The organism is Pseudomonas sp. JUb42, assembly GCF_024807945.1.
Taxonomy (GTDB): Bacteria; Pseudomonadota; Gammaproteobacteria; order Pseudomonadales; family Pseudomonadaceae; genus Aquipseudomonas.
In genome coordinates, this window is the sequence record NZ_JANUFD010000016.1 from 1 (window position 1) to 15,418 (window position 15,418).

At 58.5% G+C, this 15,418-nt stretch carries 12 protein-coding genes and 2 pseudogenes; 10 read left to right on the plus strand and 4 right to left on the minus strand.

Going from position 1 to position 15,418, the window contains the following annotated elements:
• Positions 1-202 precede the first annotated feature (202 nt).
• The 3 genes and pseudogenes from M2401_RS26700 to M2401_RS26710 all read left to right on the plus strand — a co-directional run bounded on the left by M2401_RS26700 (position 203) and on the right by M2401_RS26710 (position 2,894).
• A complete protein-coding gene (locus tag M2401_RS26700) occupies positions 203-769 on the plus strand; it encodes a GNAT family N-acetyltransferase (RefSeq protein WP_259108047.1) in 567 nt (188 codons plus the stop codon).
• 999 nt (positions 770-1,768) lie between these two features.
• Positions 1,769-1,912, plus strand: a pseudogene (locus tag M2401_RS26705) (GNAT family N-acetyltransferase); the annotation flags it as partial.
• An 82-nt stretch (positions 1,913-1,994) separates the two neighbouring features.
• Entirely contained in the window at positions 1,995-2,894 is a 900-nt protein-coding gene (locus tag M2401_RS26710; protein WP_259108050.1) for an RHS repeat-associated core domain-containing protein, read from the plus strand.
• A 737-nt stretch (positions 2,895-3,631) separates the two neighbouring features.
• On the opposite strand, the gene gbcA is transcribed toward M2401_RS26710, so the two are convergent.
• Complete coding sequence (gene gbcA, locus M2401_RS26715; protein WP_259108053.1) at positions 3,632-4,927, minus strand: glycine-betaine demethylase subunit GbcA; 1,296 nt, start codon at positions 4,925-4,927, stop codon at positions 3,632-3,634.
• Positions 4,928-5,246: 319 nt separating this feature from the next.
• Between gbcA and gbcB the strand changes: the two genes are divergently transcribed.
• Positions 5,247-6,347, plus strand: a complete 1,101-nt coding sequence (gene gbcB / locus M2401_RS26720) for a glycine-betaine demethylase subunit GbcB (RefSeq protein ID WP_259108055.1) — start codon at positions 5,247-5,249, stop codon at positions 6,345-6,347.
• Positions 6,348-6,489: 142 nt separating this feature from the next.
• Here gbcB and M2401_RS34770 read toward each other — a convergent pair whose 3' ends face one another.
• A complete protein-coding gene (locus M2401_RS34770; protein WP_409033991.1) occupies positions 6,490-7,362 on the minus strand; it encodes a methyl-accepting chemotaxis protein in 873 nt (290 codons plus the stop codon).
• Positions 7,345-8,115: pseudogene (locus M2401_RS34775) on the minus strand (MCP four helix bundle domain-containing protein); the annotation flags it as partial. The gene M2401_RS34770 and the pseudogene M2401_RS34775, both read right to left, overlap by 18 nt.
• Before the next feature lie 288 nt (positions 8,116-8,403).
• On the opposite strand from M2401_RS34775, the gene M2401_RS26730 reads away from it, so the two are divergent.
• Together M2401_RS26730 and M2401_RS26735 are read left to right on the plus strand one after the other, a co-directional pair.
• On the plus strand, positions 8,404-8,637 hold the full coding sequence (locus tag M2401_RS26730; protein ID WP_259108061.1) for a hypothetical protein: 234 nt from the start codon (positions 8,404-8,406) through the stop codon (positions 8,635-8,637).
• The gene (locus M2401_RS26735) at positions 8,634-8,936 is read left to right on the plus strand and encodes a cell division protein ZapA (protein WP_259108064.1); all 303 of its coding nucleotides are present in this window, start codon (positions 8,634-8,636) and stop codon (positions 8,934-8,936) included. The genes M2401_RS26730 and M2401_RS26735 overlap by 4 nt, the downstream gene beginning before the upstream one ends.
• A 149-nt stretch (positions 8,937-9,085) precedes the next feature.
• On the opposite strand, the gene M2401_RS26740 is transcribed toward M2401_RS26735, so the two are convergent.
• Positions 9,086-10,126, minus strand: coding sequence for a low specificity L-threonine aldolase (locus M2401_RS26740; protein WP_259108066.1), 1,041 nt, complete (start codon positions 10,124-10,126; stop codon positions 9,086-9,088).
• Between the two features lie 217 nt (positions 10,127-10,343).
• Between M2401_RS26740 and M2401_RS26745 the strand changes: the two genes are divergently transcribed.
• The 4 genes from M2401_RS26745 to M2401_RS26760 all read left to right on the plus strand — a co-directional run bounded on the left by M2401_RS26745 (position 10,344) and on the right by M2401_RS26760 (position 15,417).
• Positions 10,344-11,090 carry a conjugal transfer protein TraX gene (locus M2401_RS26745; protein ID WP_259108069.1) on the plus strand — a complete coding sequence of 249 codons (747 nt, stop codon included), beginning with the start codon at positions 10,344-10,346 and terminating at the stop codon, positions 11,088-11,090.
• Between the two features lie 219 nt (positions 11,091-11,309).
• Positions 11,310-12,530, plus strand: coding sequence for an alanine transaminase (alaC, locus tag M2401_RS26750; protein ID WP_259108072.1), 1,221 nt, complete (start codon positions 11,310-11,312; stop codon positions 12,528-12,530).
• A gap of 366 nt (positions 12,531-12,896) precedes the next feature.
• The gene (gene glyA / locus M2401_RS26755) at positions 12,897-14,150 is read left to right on the plus strand and encodes a serine hydroxymethyltransferase (RefSeq protein ID WP_259108074.1); all 1,254 of its coding nucleotides are present in this window, start codon (positions 12,897-12,899) and stop codon (positions 14,148-14,150) included.
• Between the two features lie 16 nt (positions 14,151-14,166).
• Entirely contained in the window at positions 14,167-15,417 is a 1,251-nt protein-coding gene (locus M2401_RS26760) for a sarcosine oxidase subunit beta family protein (protein ID WP_259108076.1), read from the plus strand.
• Position 15,418: the final 1 nt, after the last annotated feature.

A 15,418-nucleotide genomic window follows, 5' to 3' on the forward strand; every position in this document is an offset into this window, starting at 1 on the left:
CGCCCCCCCCCCCCCGCCCCCCCCCCCCGCCCCCCCCCCCCCCCCCCGCCCCCCCCCCCCCCCCGCCGCCCCCCCCCCCCCCCCCCCCCACCCCCCCCACCCCCCCCCCCCCCCCCCCCCCCCCCCCCCCAACGGGGGTAGGCTGCGGCGCCCTGATTCTCATGCAGTCAGCGGCGCCACGATCTTTTCTGGAGCCCCATCAATGCCCGTCGTTTTTCGTCCTGCCGCAGCCACTGACGCCCGTGAAATCGCCCGCCTGTTCCAGGTTACTTCTGAAGGCGCTTCGGACTACATCTGGAGCCAACTGGCCGGGCCAGGCCAAGACCTGCTGGATGTAGGCGCCGTCCGCTACGCCCGCGAAGGCGTGGATTTCTCCTACCAGAACTGCCTGATCGCTGAAGCTGACGGCCAGGTGATCGGCATGATGCACAGCTACGTCATGCGTCATGACCCGGATGCCACACCCAGCACTGACCCGGTACTGGCGCCCTACAACGACATGGAAGTACCCGACACCCTCTACATCTCAAGCCTGGCCCTGCACGAAGGCTGGCGCAGCCAGGGTCTGGGCGTGCAGTTCCTCGATCGCGCCCAGCAGCGTGCCGACGCCCTGAAGCTCAACGGCCTGAGCCTTATCGACTACGCCGAAAACACCGGCGCCCGCCGCTTCTACGAGCGTCATGGCTTCAAGATCGTCAAGACCTGCCAGATTTATCCACATCCGATGATTCGCGTAACGGGTGAGGCTTATCTTATGTACAGGGCCTGATCTGACGTTGGCCTTGGGCAGTTGATCTTGATCTCAGGAGATTTAGTGATCCTGTGAATAGCTATAAAGCGCCGATGTCAGGAGTGGGAAATTTAAGGTGTTACCAGCGGCTGATATTTTGGCTGGTAAGACCCTGTTTGCATTTAAATTGAATGTTCGAAGATAAATAAAGAATATATTGTTAGCTTTGATTGACTGGATTTGTCGAGGGCTTAAGGAGCGCAAATCATAAATTTATCGGTCGCCACCCTGCTGATAATAATCATGCTTAAAGTAAAAGCCGGCAAAAATATTGCCCGAGAAAGCTCGTTCTTATGGGCTTTCGAATTATTACGTAATTTTCGAATAATAGGGTAAGCGGCTATCAAAATGCAGCAACCAATAAAAAATGTTACGGTTCCATCGTTGCAAAATGAGTGCATGGTCAATTCCAGGCGACTTGTACTTGTATTGGCTATATTATCTTATTAATAATATTTTCTTTGCTTTTTTAAAGCTTGGGTCCTTCATAAAACTATTTATATTGTTGCGGTTTGACGAAAAGAAGCAGGTGATGGCGATCGTACCTAGTAGGCTGCTGATTAACGCAACTACACTACGGCTTGTACAGTCGCCATAAGATACCTCCATGATCGTTAGGCTGGTAATAATTATATATATGCTGCAAAAAATGGCCGAGGTTTTCTTGTCCATGCGAGTCTGTCTCTTTGATTTAGCTTCAGGTTGTATGATGCATCCTAAATGCATCGTGTAAATGTTGGATGATTTATTTACTTGTTGCAATCCTACATTTGACGGGGGGAGACGTAGTCGATACGAGCCGTAGCTCCGGGGCCGCGCTGAGCAAAATGGCTTAATGTTAAATAAATCGAAACATTTTTTATTGAGAGTTTCTTGGCACGCCTCTAGGTGCTTCATGGAATAAGATTAAGCCAAGCCGGTGAAAGCCCATACCCGTTTCATTATTCTCGTAGCCTGCAGGTTGGATTCGATATTGTTGTATGCCTGATCGAATACGCCGAAAACACCGGCGCCCGCCGCTTCTATGAGCTCCATGGCTTCAAAATCGTCAAGACCTGCCAGATTTATCCACATCCGATGATTCGGATGACGGGTGAGGCTTATCTTATGCAAAGGGCCTGACCTAGCAGTTCTGCTAGTTATGCGCGTCGGCGAGATGCTTTAGAGTTATGCACAGGCCTTCTCATTTCCTCCGGTGAAGAGCATGTGCGCAGATCTCGTTACGACATTGTTGCTGGCAAGTGATACTCGAAACACAGTATTGGCGGCGATTGATCCTGCGGGGGTCAACGCGTCGGCTTATACGCCTTACGGCGCGCAAAGCGCCAAGGGTGTTGTGCAGAACAGCCTTGGCTTCAACGGCCAGCTGCGGGAGCGGCCCACCGGCTGGTATCACCTGGGTAATGGGCATCGGGTCTATAACCCGGTGCTGATGCGCTTTCATACGCCCGATAAGCTCAGCCCGTTCGGCAAGGGTGGGTTGAACAGCTATGCCTATTGCGTTGGGGATCCGGTCAACCTTGTGGATCCTACTGGGCAGTTGCCGGAATGGCTGCAACCTGTGCCGACAATTGCGTTAAATGTCTTAACCTTTGCTGCGACGGCCGCTGCTGCGGTGGTCGCTCCTCCGGTAGGGATTGGCTTGCACGCTGTGCGTTTGTCATTGATCGGCTCGCCAGTCGCTGTAGTCGGCGCAACGCTGCAGCTAGCCGGAGTTGAAGAAGGGAAGTACCTGAGTGCGACAGGAACGGGTATATCGGCTCTTGGGGTTGCGACGAGGGGGGGGATGAGCGTCCACTCGTTGGCGACCGACCCGGATTGGCGACGCAAATTGTTTAGAAATGTGAGACGCCTGGTGGGGATACCTCCCAGGTCCGAGCGTGCAACTGTGCCAGCATCAGGGCCTGTTAGACCGTCCATTGTAGACAGGGCTAACGATGTGAACATTCCGGGCTATCTGGCTGCAGTTGCGCGTTACCAGGGAAAAGCCCAGCCTGACTTGGCGTCTTTAGGCAAGCCCTCTCCAATCGAGCACATGAGAAAATCTGTAATGGATCAGAAGTGGATCCGAACTTCTCGAGTTCCGCCAAATATCAGACGTTAATTCCGGTGCATTTTAATGGCTCTCCTGAATCTACTTGTGCACATCCGCTGTGGGCCGTGCTGTGGATAACTTGTTCGCGGAGTTATGAAGGCCTTGTGTTCTCTGGCTTACAGTCGTTTGATTAAATATTGATCAGGCTATCTTGCGGTTTTTAAAGGATTTTTCTTCACACCTGGACGCCTTGTCACGCTAAGGTTGCCCACAATCTCTGTGTGCGGTCGTGTGGATAAGTTGTTCGTTATCCTCTGTAGCCTAGGAAATACGTGGCTTACAGAGATATGATCAAATAGTGATCAGTTCCAGGCTTCTTCAAAGAATCCCTCCCTTTTCAGACACACCTGAAAACGTTATTCACCTTTCCACGGGTAAACTCGACGATTGTCAGGGTTGTGCACATTCTCTGTTGGCGCTTCTGTGGATAAGGTGTTCGTGGTCCGCTTAGGGCCGCGTATTACGTGGCTTACAGAGATATGATCAATAAATGATCAGCGTGGAGGGGATTGTAGCTATCTGAATAAGTCACGGTTTTTCTTGGCTTTTTGCACAGGCACAGATCGACTTTCCCACATTTACTGTGGGCCTGCCTGTGGATAAGTTGTTTGTGGAATGTGGCGAGGGGCGGCGGGGTTGGTGTGGCGGGGTGTTGGTTGTTTTTTGATCAGCTTCAACAAGCTCGCGGCTTAGGCCGCTCCTACGCAATATCGCGCCGTAGGAGCGGCTTCAGCCGCGAGATGTGATTACTCGTGGTTGACCGCAATGCCCTTCAGGTACGGAGCAGGCTCGGCACCGAGGTTTTCCAGCATGCGGGCGCTGTACCAGTCGATGAAGTTGACCACGCCGAACTCGTAGGTCTTGGAGTACGGGCCAGGCTGGTAGGCCACGGAGTTGATGCCGCGCTGGTTTTCTTCGGCCAGGCGACGGTCCTGGTCGTTGGTGGCGTCCCATACTTCGCGCAGGCGCGCGACGTCGTAGTCCACGCCTTCGACGGCGTCCTTGTGCACCAGCCACTTGGTGGTGACCATGGTTTCCTGGGCGCTGATCGGCCACACGGTGAAGACGATGATGTGATCGCCCATGCAGTGGTTCCAGGCGTGCGGCAGGTGCAGGATGCGCATCGAGCCCAGGTCCGGGTTCTGGATGCGGCCCATGAGCTTCTTGCTGCCTTGCTTGCCGTCCATGGTCATGGACACAGTGCCCTTGAGCAGCGGCATGCGCACGATACGGTTGCGCAGGCCGAAGCTGGCGTGGGCGAACGGGATCTTCTCGGCATCCCAGGCAGCGGCGGATTCGGCCACGTGGTCCTTGAAGGACTGGGTCGCGCGCGGGTCGGTCACGTCATCCCATTCCAGCAGGGTGTTGAGCAACTCAGGGTGCGAGCCGCTGCAGTGGTAGCATTCGCGGTTGTTTTCCAGCACCAGCTTCCAGTTGGCTTTTTCCATCAAGGTGGTTTGCACCGCCACCTTGGTGTTTTCCATGTCGTACGGTTCCATGTAGTGCTTGAGGGTTTCCAGGAACGCGTCGATGGCCGGCGGATTTTCGGCCATGCTGATGAAGATGTAGCCGCCAGCGGTCTTGACGTTGATCGGCTTGAGGCTGAAGTTCTTCATGTCGAAGTCAGCGCCCATTTCGCTGCCCGCGTACAGCAGGCGACCGTCCAGTTCGTAAGTCCACTGGTGGTAAGGGCAGACCAGCTTGGCGACCTTGCCTTTTTCGCCGGTGCACAGACGCGAACCGCGGTGGCGGCAGACGTTGTGGAACGCGTTGACCGAGCCGTCCGGGCCACGCACGATCAGGACCGGGTTCTTGCCGATCTGAAAGGTCATGTAGTTGCCTTTCGCCGGAATCTCGCAGGTCATGCCGGCGATCAGCCATTCTTTCTGGAAGATTTCCTGCATGTCGATTTCAAACAGGCGCTCATCACTGTAGAAAGGCTGCGGCAGCGAATAGGTGCGCTCGCGATTCTGCAACATCTCGGCAGTGGCCTTGCGTGCAGGTTCCAGCGGATCGCCCAGGCTCAGGGTAGTAGTGTCCATCTCGGTAATCCTCATGACCGCTCACGGTGCGGTCGACGAAATTGGCTAATAACGGTTGTGTTGGTGTTTGCACGCTTGGCCGGTTCTTTTGCCGTCCATGCTGAAATATCGACAAATATTTAGCGGCGAGTGTGGAGCCGAGTCGCGACCGAACCTTATCCATGGGCGACATGGCCGCATCCGTTCCCGACGTCGCAACCCATGTCGTTGGGGGCTGGTCGCCGTAAGTACGTCGATGTCGCAGATAGGTAAGTGGTCGTCCTGCACGTTACGCAGAATCCGTCCCATATAAGGCCGACAGTCGGCCGTGGAGAACAGCATGTCCAATAGTTTCCTCAGCCCGGTAAATACCCAGACATGGGCCAATGGCCGCCACCTGGTGCGCGTCGTCAAGGTGATCCAGGAAACCTGGGATGTACGGACCTTCTGCTTCATGGCCGACCAGCCGATCCTGTTCTTCTTCAAGCCGGGGCAGTTCGTCACCCTGGAGCTGGAGATCGACGGCGTGCAGATCATGCGCTCCTACACTATTTCCAGCTCGCCATCGGTGCCTTACAGCTTTTCGGTGACCATCAAGCGCGTACCGGGCGGCAAGGTTTCCAACTGGTTGCACGACACCCTGCATGAAGGCCAGGAGCTGGCCGTGCACGGGCCGGTCGGGCTGTTCAACGCCATCGACTTCCCGAATCCGAAGATTCTCTACCTCAGCGGTGGTGTCGGTATCACGCCGGTCATGTCCATGGCGCGCTGGTTCTACGACACCAACGCCAATGTCGACATGGTCTTCGTGCATAGCGCCCGTTCACCGAAAGACATCATCTATCACCGCGAACTGGAGCACATGGCGTCGCGGATCGATAACTTCAGCCTGCACCTGATCTGCGAAAAATACGGCATGGGTGAGCCTTGGGCTGGTTATCGCGGTTACCTGAACCACAAGATGCTCGAACTGATGGCGCCGGACTTCATGGAGCGTGAAGTATTCTGCTGCGGCCCGACGCCGTACATGAATGCGGTCAAGCGCCTGCTGGAAGCCGCCGGCTTCAATATGGCCCAGTATCACGAGGAATCCTTCGGCGCGACGCCGCCGGAAGCCCGCGCCGATGCCGTCGAGCACGCCGAACAGGCAGCCGAAGCGCCGGATGTCGACACCTCCGAGCTGCACCAGGTCGAATTCACCGAAACCGGCAAGAGCATCCGCGTGGCACCGGGCGAAACCGTCCATGCCGCCGCAGCCAAGCTCGGCATGATGATCCCCAAGGCCTGTGGCATGGGCATCTGCGGTACCTGCAAGGTGATGAAGCTCAGCGGCGAAGTGGAGATGGAGCACAACGGCGGCATCACCGACGACGACGTGGCCGAGGGTTACATCCTGTCGTGCTGCAGCGTGCCGAAGGGCGATGTGCGGATCGAGTATTGATCAGTCTGCAATACCTGCGCCTTTAGCGGCGGACTGTGGGAGCGAGGCTTGCCCGCGAAGGGTTCAACGCGGTATCCCTGATAATCCGCGCCGCCCTTTTCGCGGGCAAGCCACGCTCCCACAAGATTTCATGCCGTTTTATTTACAACCTGAACCGCGAAACCAGCCCGTTCAGATCCACCGCCAGGCGCGTCAGCTCACCGCTGGCCGCGCTGGTCTGGCTCGCGCCGTCGGACGATTGCGCTGACAAATCGCGAATATTCACCAGATTGCGATCCACTTCCCGGGCCACTTGGGCCTGTTCTTCGGCGGCGCTGGCGATGACCAGGTTGCGTTCGTTGATCTCGACAATCGCAGTATTGATGGTATCCAGGGCCAGGCCGGCGCCCTTGGCGATGCTCAGGGTCGACGCCGCGCGTTCGGTGCTGTTGCGCATCGAACCCACGGCCTTTTCCGTACCGCCCTGGATACTGCCGATCATGCGCTCGATTTCACTGGTCGATTGCTGTGTGCGGTGGGCCAGTGCGCGAACTTCATCGGCGACCACGGCAAACCCACGACCGGCTTCACCAGCCCGCGCCGCTTCAATGGCAGCGTTGAGTGCCAGCAGGTTGGTCTGATCGGCCAGGCCGCGAATCACGTCCAGCACCTTGCCGATATCCCGCGACTCTTCCGCCAGGTTGCCGACCAGATCGGCAGTCGCCTGCACATCGCTGCTCATGCGTTCGATGGCGCTGACGGTTTCCTGCACCAGGTCGCGACCGTCACCGGCGGAACTGGTGGCGTTTTTCGAGGCGTCGGAGGTGCTGATGGCATTGCGCGCGACTTCTTCCACGGCGCTGGTCATCTCGTTGACCGCTGTGGCGGCCTGTTCGATCTCGTCGTTCTGCCGGGCCAGGCCGCGAGCGCCTTCGTCGGTGACGGCGTTGAGTTCTTCAGCTGCCGACGCAAGCTGGTCGGCCGAGCCGGAAATGCTTTGCAGGGTGTCGCGCAGCTTTTCCTGCATCTTGTGCATGGCGGCCAACAGGCGGCCGGCTTCGTCGGTGCCGTCGACCTTGACCGGATGGGTCAGGTTGCCCTCGGCAATGGTTTCGGCGGCGGTCAGCGCCTGGGAAATCGGCCGGGTGATGCTGTTGGTCAGCAACCAGGCGAACAGCAAGGTAAGGACGGTCGCCACGATCAGCAGGACGACCACCATATTGAAGGCCGAAGAGTATTGGTCGGCAGCGTGGTTGTTGGCAGCCTCGGATTGCTTGCCGTTGATCTCGACCAGTTTGCTCAGCACCACGTTCATCTGGTCCGAGTTCTGTTGCAGTTCGGTATTGAGCATCTTGCCCAGTTCGTCGAGCTTGTCGTCACGGCTGTAACCGCGCATACGATCTTCAAACTGGCGGTACTGGCTCAGCAACTGGAGGAATTCGTTATAGGTCGCTTTCTCTTCGTCGCCAGTGATGAGCTTTTCATAGACCGCCTGGGCAATGCCCATTTGCTGGAAGCGCGCAGTCATGGCATCCAGGGTTTTCTGCTGCACGGCCGGGTCGCGGTTGACCAGCAGGCGATAGGACAACACCCGAAGGCGCACGCTGGTGTCGATCATCTTGTCCAGGCTGCGGATGCTGGGCACGCTGTCGCGGGCAATGACATCGCCGGACTGGCGAATATTGCTCATCTGCGTGAGGGAAAAAATGCCGAGAATCAGCATCAACGCGCCGATAACGGCAAAACCGAGGAACGCGCGCGGAGCAATATTCATGTTGCGCAGTGACATGAGCGATCTTCCGTAGGGAAAGTTGGATAACGGCCCTGAGCGGGCTGGACCGGCATTTCTGGTAGTTGTCTATCGGTCAGAAGTGGCGGTTCTTGAATGAATTCGTAGCATTTTGAAACAAATTCATGGCGAATTGCCGCGATGGCGACAGATTCCTTGCCGACCGACAGCAGGAACCTGTCGGGTTAAACATAGTCAACAGAGCCCTTATGCGCCCACGAAATTCTGGCATGGCCAGTGACTTTTCTTTATCGTGTGCGCCCGTTGAAATTCGCTCGAGAAATCAAAATGTTGGAAGCATCCCTTAATCAATTGGAACAACTTGTCAGTGACCTGGTGCAACACAACCAGCAACTGCAGGATACGAACGCACAGCTCAGCGCCGAGCTGGCCCAAGTCAGGGATGACAACGACAGCCTGCAACTGAGCCTGCTGGAGCAGGAAGAGAAGCAGGGCGCAACCACCGCGCGGATCCAGGCCCTGGTTGAACGCGCCACCCGCGTCAGTGCAGTCAGCGCATGATCCAGGACGAAAACGGCGTCACAGTGGTCTCGATTCTCGGCACCGACTACTCGATCAAGGCACCGCCGGGCGAAGAAATCACCCTGCTGCAAGCCACCGGCATGCTCAAGAAAGCCCTGGCCGAGACCAAGCGCCGCTACCCGACCCTGATCGGCGACCGCCTGCTGGTGCTGGCGGCCCTGAACCTCTGCTCGCAGCAGATCGAAATGCAGCAACAGCACCGCGAAGAGCTCGACCGCTGCCGGGAGCAGGTCGATGCGACGGTGGATGTGATTTCCAAGACTATCGCCCAGGGCTGAGAGCTTTGTTGAGTAGGATCACGGTTCTGTGGGAGCGAATTCATTCGCGAAGACGGTATATCAGACGGTAAAAATGCGTCGGATGAACCGGCCCTTTCGCGGATAAATGCGCTCCCACCATTTGATGCCGTCAGCGGGGATTTGCTGTATCAGGCGCTCATCACCAGGCGAATATCCGCCGCCAGCTCACGCACGCGCTCTTCTTCGGTGTCCCACGAGCACATGAAGCGGGCGCCGCCGTTGCCGATGAAGGTATAGAAGCGCCAGCCCTTGGCCGTCAGCGCCGCAATGGCCGGTTCTGAAAGTTGCAGGAACACGCCGTTGGCCTGCACCGGGAACATCAGCTCCACGCCCGGAATATCCTTGACCAGTTCAGCCAGCAACTGCGCGCAGTGGTTGGCGTGGCGGGCGTGCTTGAGCCAGGCGTCGTTTTCCAACAGACCGACCCAGGGCGCCGACAGGAAACGCATTTTCGACGCCAGTTGCCCGGCCTGCTTGCAGCGGTAGTCGAAGTCTTCCGCCAGCTTATGGTTGAAGAACAGAATCGCTTCGCCCACGGCCATGCCATTCTTGGTGCCGCCGAAACACAGCACGTCGATCCCGGACTTCCAGGTCAGCTCTGCAGGTGAGCAGCCCAGATAGGCGCAGGCATTGGCGAAGCGGGCGCCGTCCATGTGCAGATTCAGACCCAGTTCCTTGCAAGTGGCGCTAATGGCCTTGAGTTCCTCGGGCTGATAGACGCTGCCGACTTCCGTGGCCTGGGTCAGGGTCACCACACGCGGTTTCGGGTAGTGGATGTCCTGACGCTTGAGGGCAACTTCGCGAATCGACTCCGGCGTCAGCTTGCCGTTTTCGCTGCGGGCGGTCAGCAGCTTGGAGCCGTTGGAGAAAAATTCCGGTGCGCCGCATTCGTCGGTTTCGACGTGGGCGGTTTCCGAGCAGATAACGCTATGGTAGCTCTGGCACAGTGACGACAGCGCCAGGGAGTTGGCTGCGGTGCCGTTGAAGGCGAAGAAGACTTCGCAGTCGGTTTCGAACAATTTACGGAAATGATCGGCGGCGCGGGCGGTCCATTGGTCTTCGCCATAGGCGCGCTGGTGGCCGTGGTTAGCCTGCTCCATGGCGGACCAGGCTTCGGGGCAGACCCCGGAATAGTTGTCGCTGGCAAACTGTTGGCTTTGGTCTGACATGGCCGGCTCCTTGTGATCGATTATGGTGCGCACTGTAGCAAAAAGCGGGCTGGGGCCAATCAAACAATCTATCGCTGATTGGACCCGGTTTGTTGGAGCGAGGCTTGCCCGCGAAGGCAATATTCCAGGCGCAAACTATGTGTCGGTTGTACCGCCTTATTCGCGGGTAAGCCTCGCTCCAACAGAATGAGAGCAGAACCCAATATTTCGGAGTGCCATGGATCTTTCTAACCCGCCGTACCTGCCGCGTCGCAACAAGGCGCTGGACCTGCTCAAGTGGCTGGCCATGGCCAGCATGGTGCTGGATCACCTGCGTTATATCGGTTTGCCGCTTAACGTTCTGTATGTACCGGGGCGTCTGGCGTTTCCCTGGTTTTGCCTGGCCATCGCCGTGAACCTGGCGCGGCGGGTACGGGGGTTGGAAGGCCCGCGTGTGCAATGGCACTACCTGGGCTGGTTGTTGCTGTTCGCCGGATTGGCGGAGATTCCCTATCGGCTTTATATGCCGGCCGGGGAGGCGCAAACGCTGAACGTGCTGCCCACCCTCGCCTTGGGCATGCTGGTGGCCCAGGGCTGGCGCCATCGTTCGCCCGTCAGCCGCAACCTGGCGTTGGCTGCGGTGCTGCTCGGGGCCTTGCTGCAGGACAAGCTGATGTTCGGTTTTTTTGGCGTGCTGCTGCCTTGGGCCTGTCTGTTGGTGCTGGAACGGCCTATGGGTTTTGCCCTGATTCCCGGCGTGGTCTGCCTGTTCAGCAACGCCTGGTCGCAGATATTCGCCGCCGTGGCCTGGGGCGATCCGATTTCCATCGGGGCGCTGATCGCCTGTGTGCTGGCGCCGCTGGCGGGGATGCTGTTGCTGCGCGTACAGCCTGCGGGGCGGGTATGGCCGATGCGGCGCTGGGCGTACGGGATTTATCCGGCGCATTTTCTGCTGTTGTATGGCGTCACCAGACTGTTGGCCTGATACCCGTTAGAGCGAGGCTTGCCCGCGAACTGTGCAGCGCGGTGTTCCTGAGAGTCCGTGTCGGCTCATTCGCGGGCAAGCCTCGCTCCCACAAGTTTGTGACGTCGCGAAAACAGGATTAGACAAAACGCCATTATTGGATTTATCTTCTGCCCAGGCCGCCACATGCGGCCAGCGTCGCTCGGACGGTTCCGGGCGCTTACGTCTTCAGAGGCTCTCATGGCAGACCAAGGTTCGCCGCGCCGCTTTTCGCGCATCGATCGACTCCCCCCTTACGTGTTCAACATCACCGCCGAGCTGAAAATGGCCGCTCGCCGTCGTGGTGAGGACATTATCGACTTGAGCATGGGCAACCCCGATGGGGCCACGCCGCCGCATATCGTCGAAAAACTGGTCACTGTCGCCCAGCGCGAAGACACTCATGGTTACTCCACCTCCCGCGGGATTCCGCGCCTGCGTCGGGCGATCTCCAACTGGTACAAGGATCGCTACGAGGTCGATATCGATCCGGAAACCGAGGCCATCGTCACCATCGGTTCGAAAGAGGGTCTGGCGCACTTGATGCTCGCCACCCTCGATCAGGGCGACACAGTGCTGGTCCCGAACCCGAGCTACCCGATTCATATCTACGGTGCCGTGATTGCCGGCGCCCAGGTGCGTTCGGTGCCGCTGATCCCCGGTGTGGATTTCTTTGCCGAGCTGGAGAAAGCCATTCGTGGTTCGATTCCCAAGCCAAAGATGATGATCCTCGGCTTCCCGTCCAACCCCACTGCCCAGTGCGTGGAGCTGGATTTCTTCGAGCGTGTTGTGGCCCTGGCCAAGCAGTACGACGTACTGGTCATTCACGATCTGGCCTACGCCGACATCGTCTACGACGGCTGGAAAGCCCCGTCGATCATGCAGGTGCCCGGCGCCAAGGACATTGCGGTGGAGTTCTTCACTCTGTCCAAGAGCTACAACATGGCGGGCTGGCGCATCGGCTTCATGGTCGGCAACCCGGAACTGGTCAATGCCCTGGCGCGGATCAAGAGTTACCACGACTACGGCACCTTCACTCCGCTGCAAGTGGCGGCCATCGCCGCTCTTGAAGGTGACCAGCAGTGCGTGAAAGACATTGCCGAGCAGTACCGCCAGCGTCGCAACGTGTTGGTCAAGGGCCTGCACGAGCTAGGTTGGATGGTCGAGAATCCCAAGGCATCCATGTATGTCTGGGCCAAGATCCCCGAAGCCTACGCGCACATGGGCTCTCTGGAGTTCGCCAAGAAGATGCTGGCTGAAGCCAAGGTCTGCGTGTCGCCGGGCATCGGTTTTGGTGAATACGGCGACGATCATGTGCGTTTTGCCCTGATCGAGAACCAGGATCGGATTCGCCAGGCGGTGCGCGGTATTCGCGGCATGTTCCGTGCTGACGGTCTGGTCGCGAACAAGCCTTTGGCCTGATTGCGACATTTCGATGTAAAAAATCCCCCGGCAATCGGGGGATTTTTATTTATGCAAACTCAAAGGTCCGAGGGGCGAATTGTGGGAGCGAATTCATTCGCGAAGCGGTGCTTCAGGCGGCGGCAATGCTGGATTTGCCGACGTCTTCGCGGATAAATCCGCTTCCACTCGATATTCCTTTCATCGCTTGCGAGCGCGTAAAACCCATCATTTTTCAATCCCGACCAAGCCATGTCGTAAACGCACCTTTGCGTGGCGTCCGTAGGCATCTGACCGACCCGTCCGAGCCCTACCATCGCTGACAAAGGGCAGTCCACAAGCCCTATCGATAAAGTCAGGCGCAGCGCCGCCGCTGGGAGATCCGCGATGTTCAGCAAGCAAGACCAGATCCAGGGTTATGACGATGCACTCCTGTCGGCCATGAACGCCGAAGAGCAACGTCAGGAAGATCACATCGAACTGATCGCCTCGGAGAACTACACCAGCAAGCGCGTGATGCAAGCCCAGGGCAGCGGCCTGACCAACAAGTACGCCGAAGGTTATCCGGGCAAGCGTTACTACGGCGGTTGCGAGCACGTCGATAAAGTCGAACAACTGGCCATCGAGCGCGCCAAGCAACTGTTCGGCGCCGATTACGCCAACGTCCAGCCGCACTCCGGCTCGTCGGCCAACAGCGCTGTCTACCTGGCACTGATCCAGCCGGGCGACACCATTCTGGGTATGAGCCTGGCCCACGGCGGTCACCTGACCCACGGTGCCAAGGTTTCGTCTTCGGGCAAGCTGTACAACGCCGTGCAGTACGGTATCGACACCACCACCGGCCTGATCGACTACGACGAAGTCGAGCGCCTGGCGGTCGAGCACCAGCCGAAGATGATCGTTGCCGGCTTCTCTGCCTATTCCAAGACTCTGGATTTCCCGCGCTTCCGTCAGATCGCTGACAAGGTCGGCGCCCTGCTGTTCGTCGACATGGCTCACGTAGCCGGTCTGGTTGCCGCCGGTCTGTACCCTAACCCGCTGCCGTACGCTGACGTGGTCACCACTACTACCCATAAGACTCTGCGCGGCCCACGTGGCGGGCTGATCCTGGCCAAGGCCAACGAAGAAATCGAGAAAAAGCTCAATGCTGCTGTATTCCCGGGCGCCCAGGGCGGCCCGTTGATGCACGTGATCGCCGGTAAGGCGGTGTGCTTCAAGGAAGCCATGGAGCCAGGCTTCAAGGCGTATCAACAGCAAGTGATCGACAACGCCCAGGCCATGGCCCAGGTGTTCATCGATCGCGGTTACGACGTTGTTTCCGGCGGCACCGACAACCACCTGTTCCTGGTCAGCCTGATCAAGCAGGGCCTGACTGGTAAAGAAGCTGACGCTGCCCTGGGCCGCTCGCACATCACCGTCAACAAGAACGCCGTACCTAACGACCCACAATCGCCATTCGTGACTTCGGGCCTGCGCATCGGCACCCCGGCCGTCACCACTCGCGGTTTCAAAGTAACCCAGTGCGTCACGCTGGCCGGCTGGATCTGCGACATTCTCGACAACCTCGGCGATGCCGATGTCGAGGCTGACGTTGCCCGTCAGGTTGCGGCACTGTGCGCCGATTTCCCGGTTTACCGCTGAGTCAGGAGTAGCCCTCATGCAGCATTACTCAGGCTTCGGCCTCTTCAAGCACTCCCTCAGCCACCACGAAAACTGGCAGCGCATGTGGCGCACGCCAACCCCGAAGAAAGTCTACGACGTGGTTATCGTCGGCGGCGGCGGGCATGGTCTGGCCACGGCGTATTACCTGGCCAAGGAACACGGCATCACTAACGTGGCCGTGGTCGAAAAGGGTTGGCTGGGCGGCGGCAACACCGCCCGTAACACCACTATCGTGCGCTCCAACTACCTGTGGGACGAGTCGGCCCACCTGTACGAGCACGCCATGAAATTGTGGGAAGGCCTGTCCCAGGACCTGAACTACAACGTGATGTTCTCCCAGCGCGGCGTCTACAACCTGTGTCACACCCTGCAGGACATGCGTGATTCCGAGCGTCGGGTCAGCGCCAACCGCCTCAACGGCGTGGACGGCGAACTGCTCAACGCCAAACAGGTTGCGGACGAGATTCCGTACCTGGACTGCTCCAAGAACACTCGCTACCCGGTTATCGGTGCAACCGTTCAGCGCCGTGGCGGCGTAGCCCGTCACGATGCCGTGGCCTGGGGCTTTGCCCGTGCCGCTGACGCCCTGGGCGTTGACCTGATCCAGCAGACCGAAGTGATCGGTTTCCGCAAGGAAAACGGCGTCTGCGTCGGTGTCGAGACCACCAAAGGCTTCATCGGCGCCAAGCGCGTCGGCGTCGTCACAGCCGGTAACTCCGGGCACATGGCCAAACTGGCGGGCTTCCGTCTGCCGGTCGAGTCGCACCCGTTGCAGGCCCTGGTTTCCGAGCCGATCAAGCCGATCATCGACAGCGTGATCATGTCCAACGCCGTACACGGCTATATCAGCCAGTCTGACAAGGGCGACCTGGTGATCGGTGCCGGTATCGACGGCTGGGTCGGCTACGGCCAGCGCGGTTCGTACCCGGTGATCGAGCACACCATCCAGGCCATCGTCGAGATGTTCCCGGTGCTCTCGCGGGTACGCATGAACCGTCAGTGGGGCGGCATCGTCGACACCACGCCGGACGCTTGCCCGATCATTTCCAAGACCCCCGTTCCGAACATGTTCTTCAACTGCGGTTGGGGCACCGGTGGCTTCAAGGCCACGCCGGGCTCGGGCAACGTCTTCGCTGCAAGCCTGGCCAAGGGTGAAATGCACCCACTGGCCAAGCCTTTCTCCATCGACCGTTTCCACAACGGTGCGTTGATCGATGAACATGGCGCCGCGGCTGTCGCCCACTAAC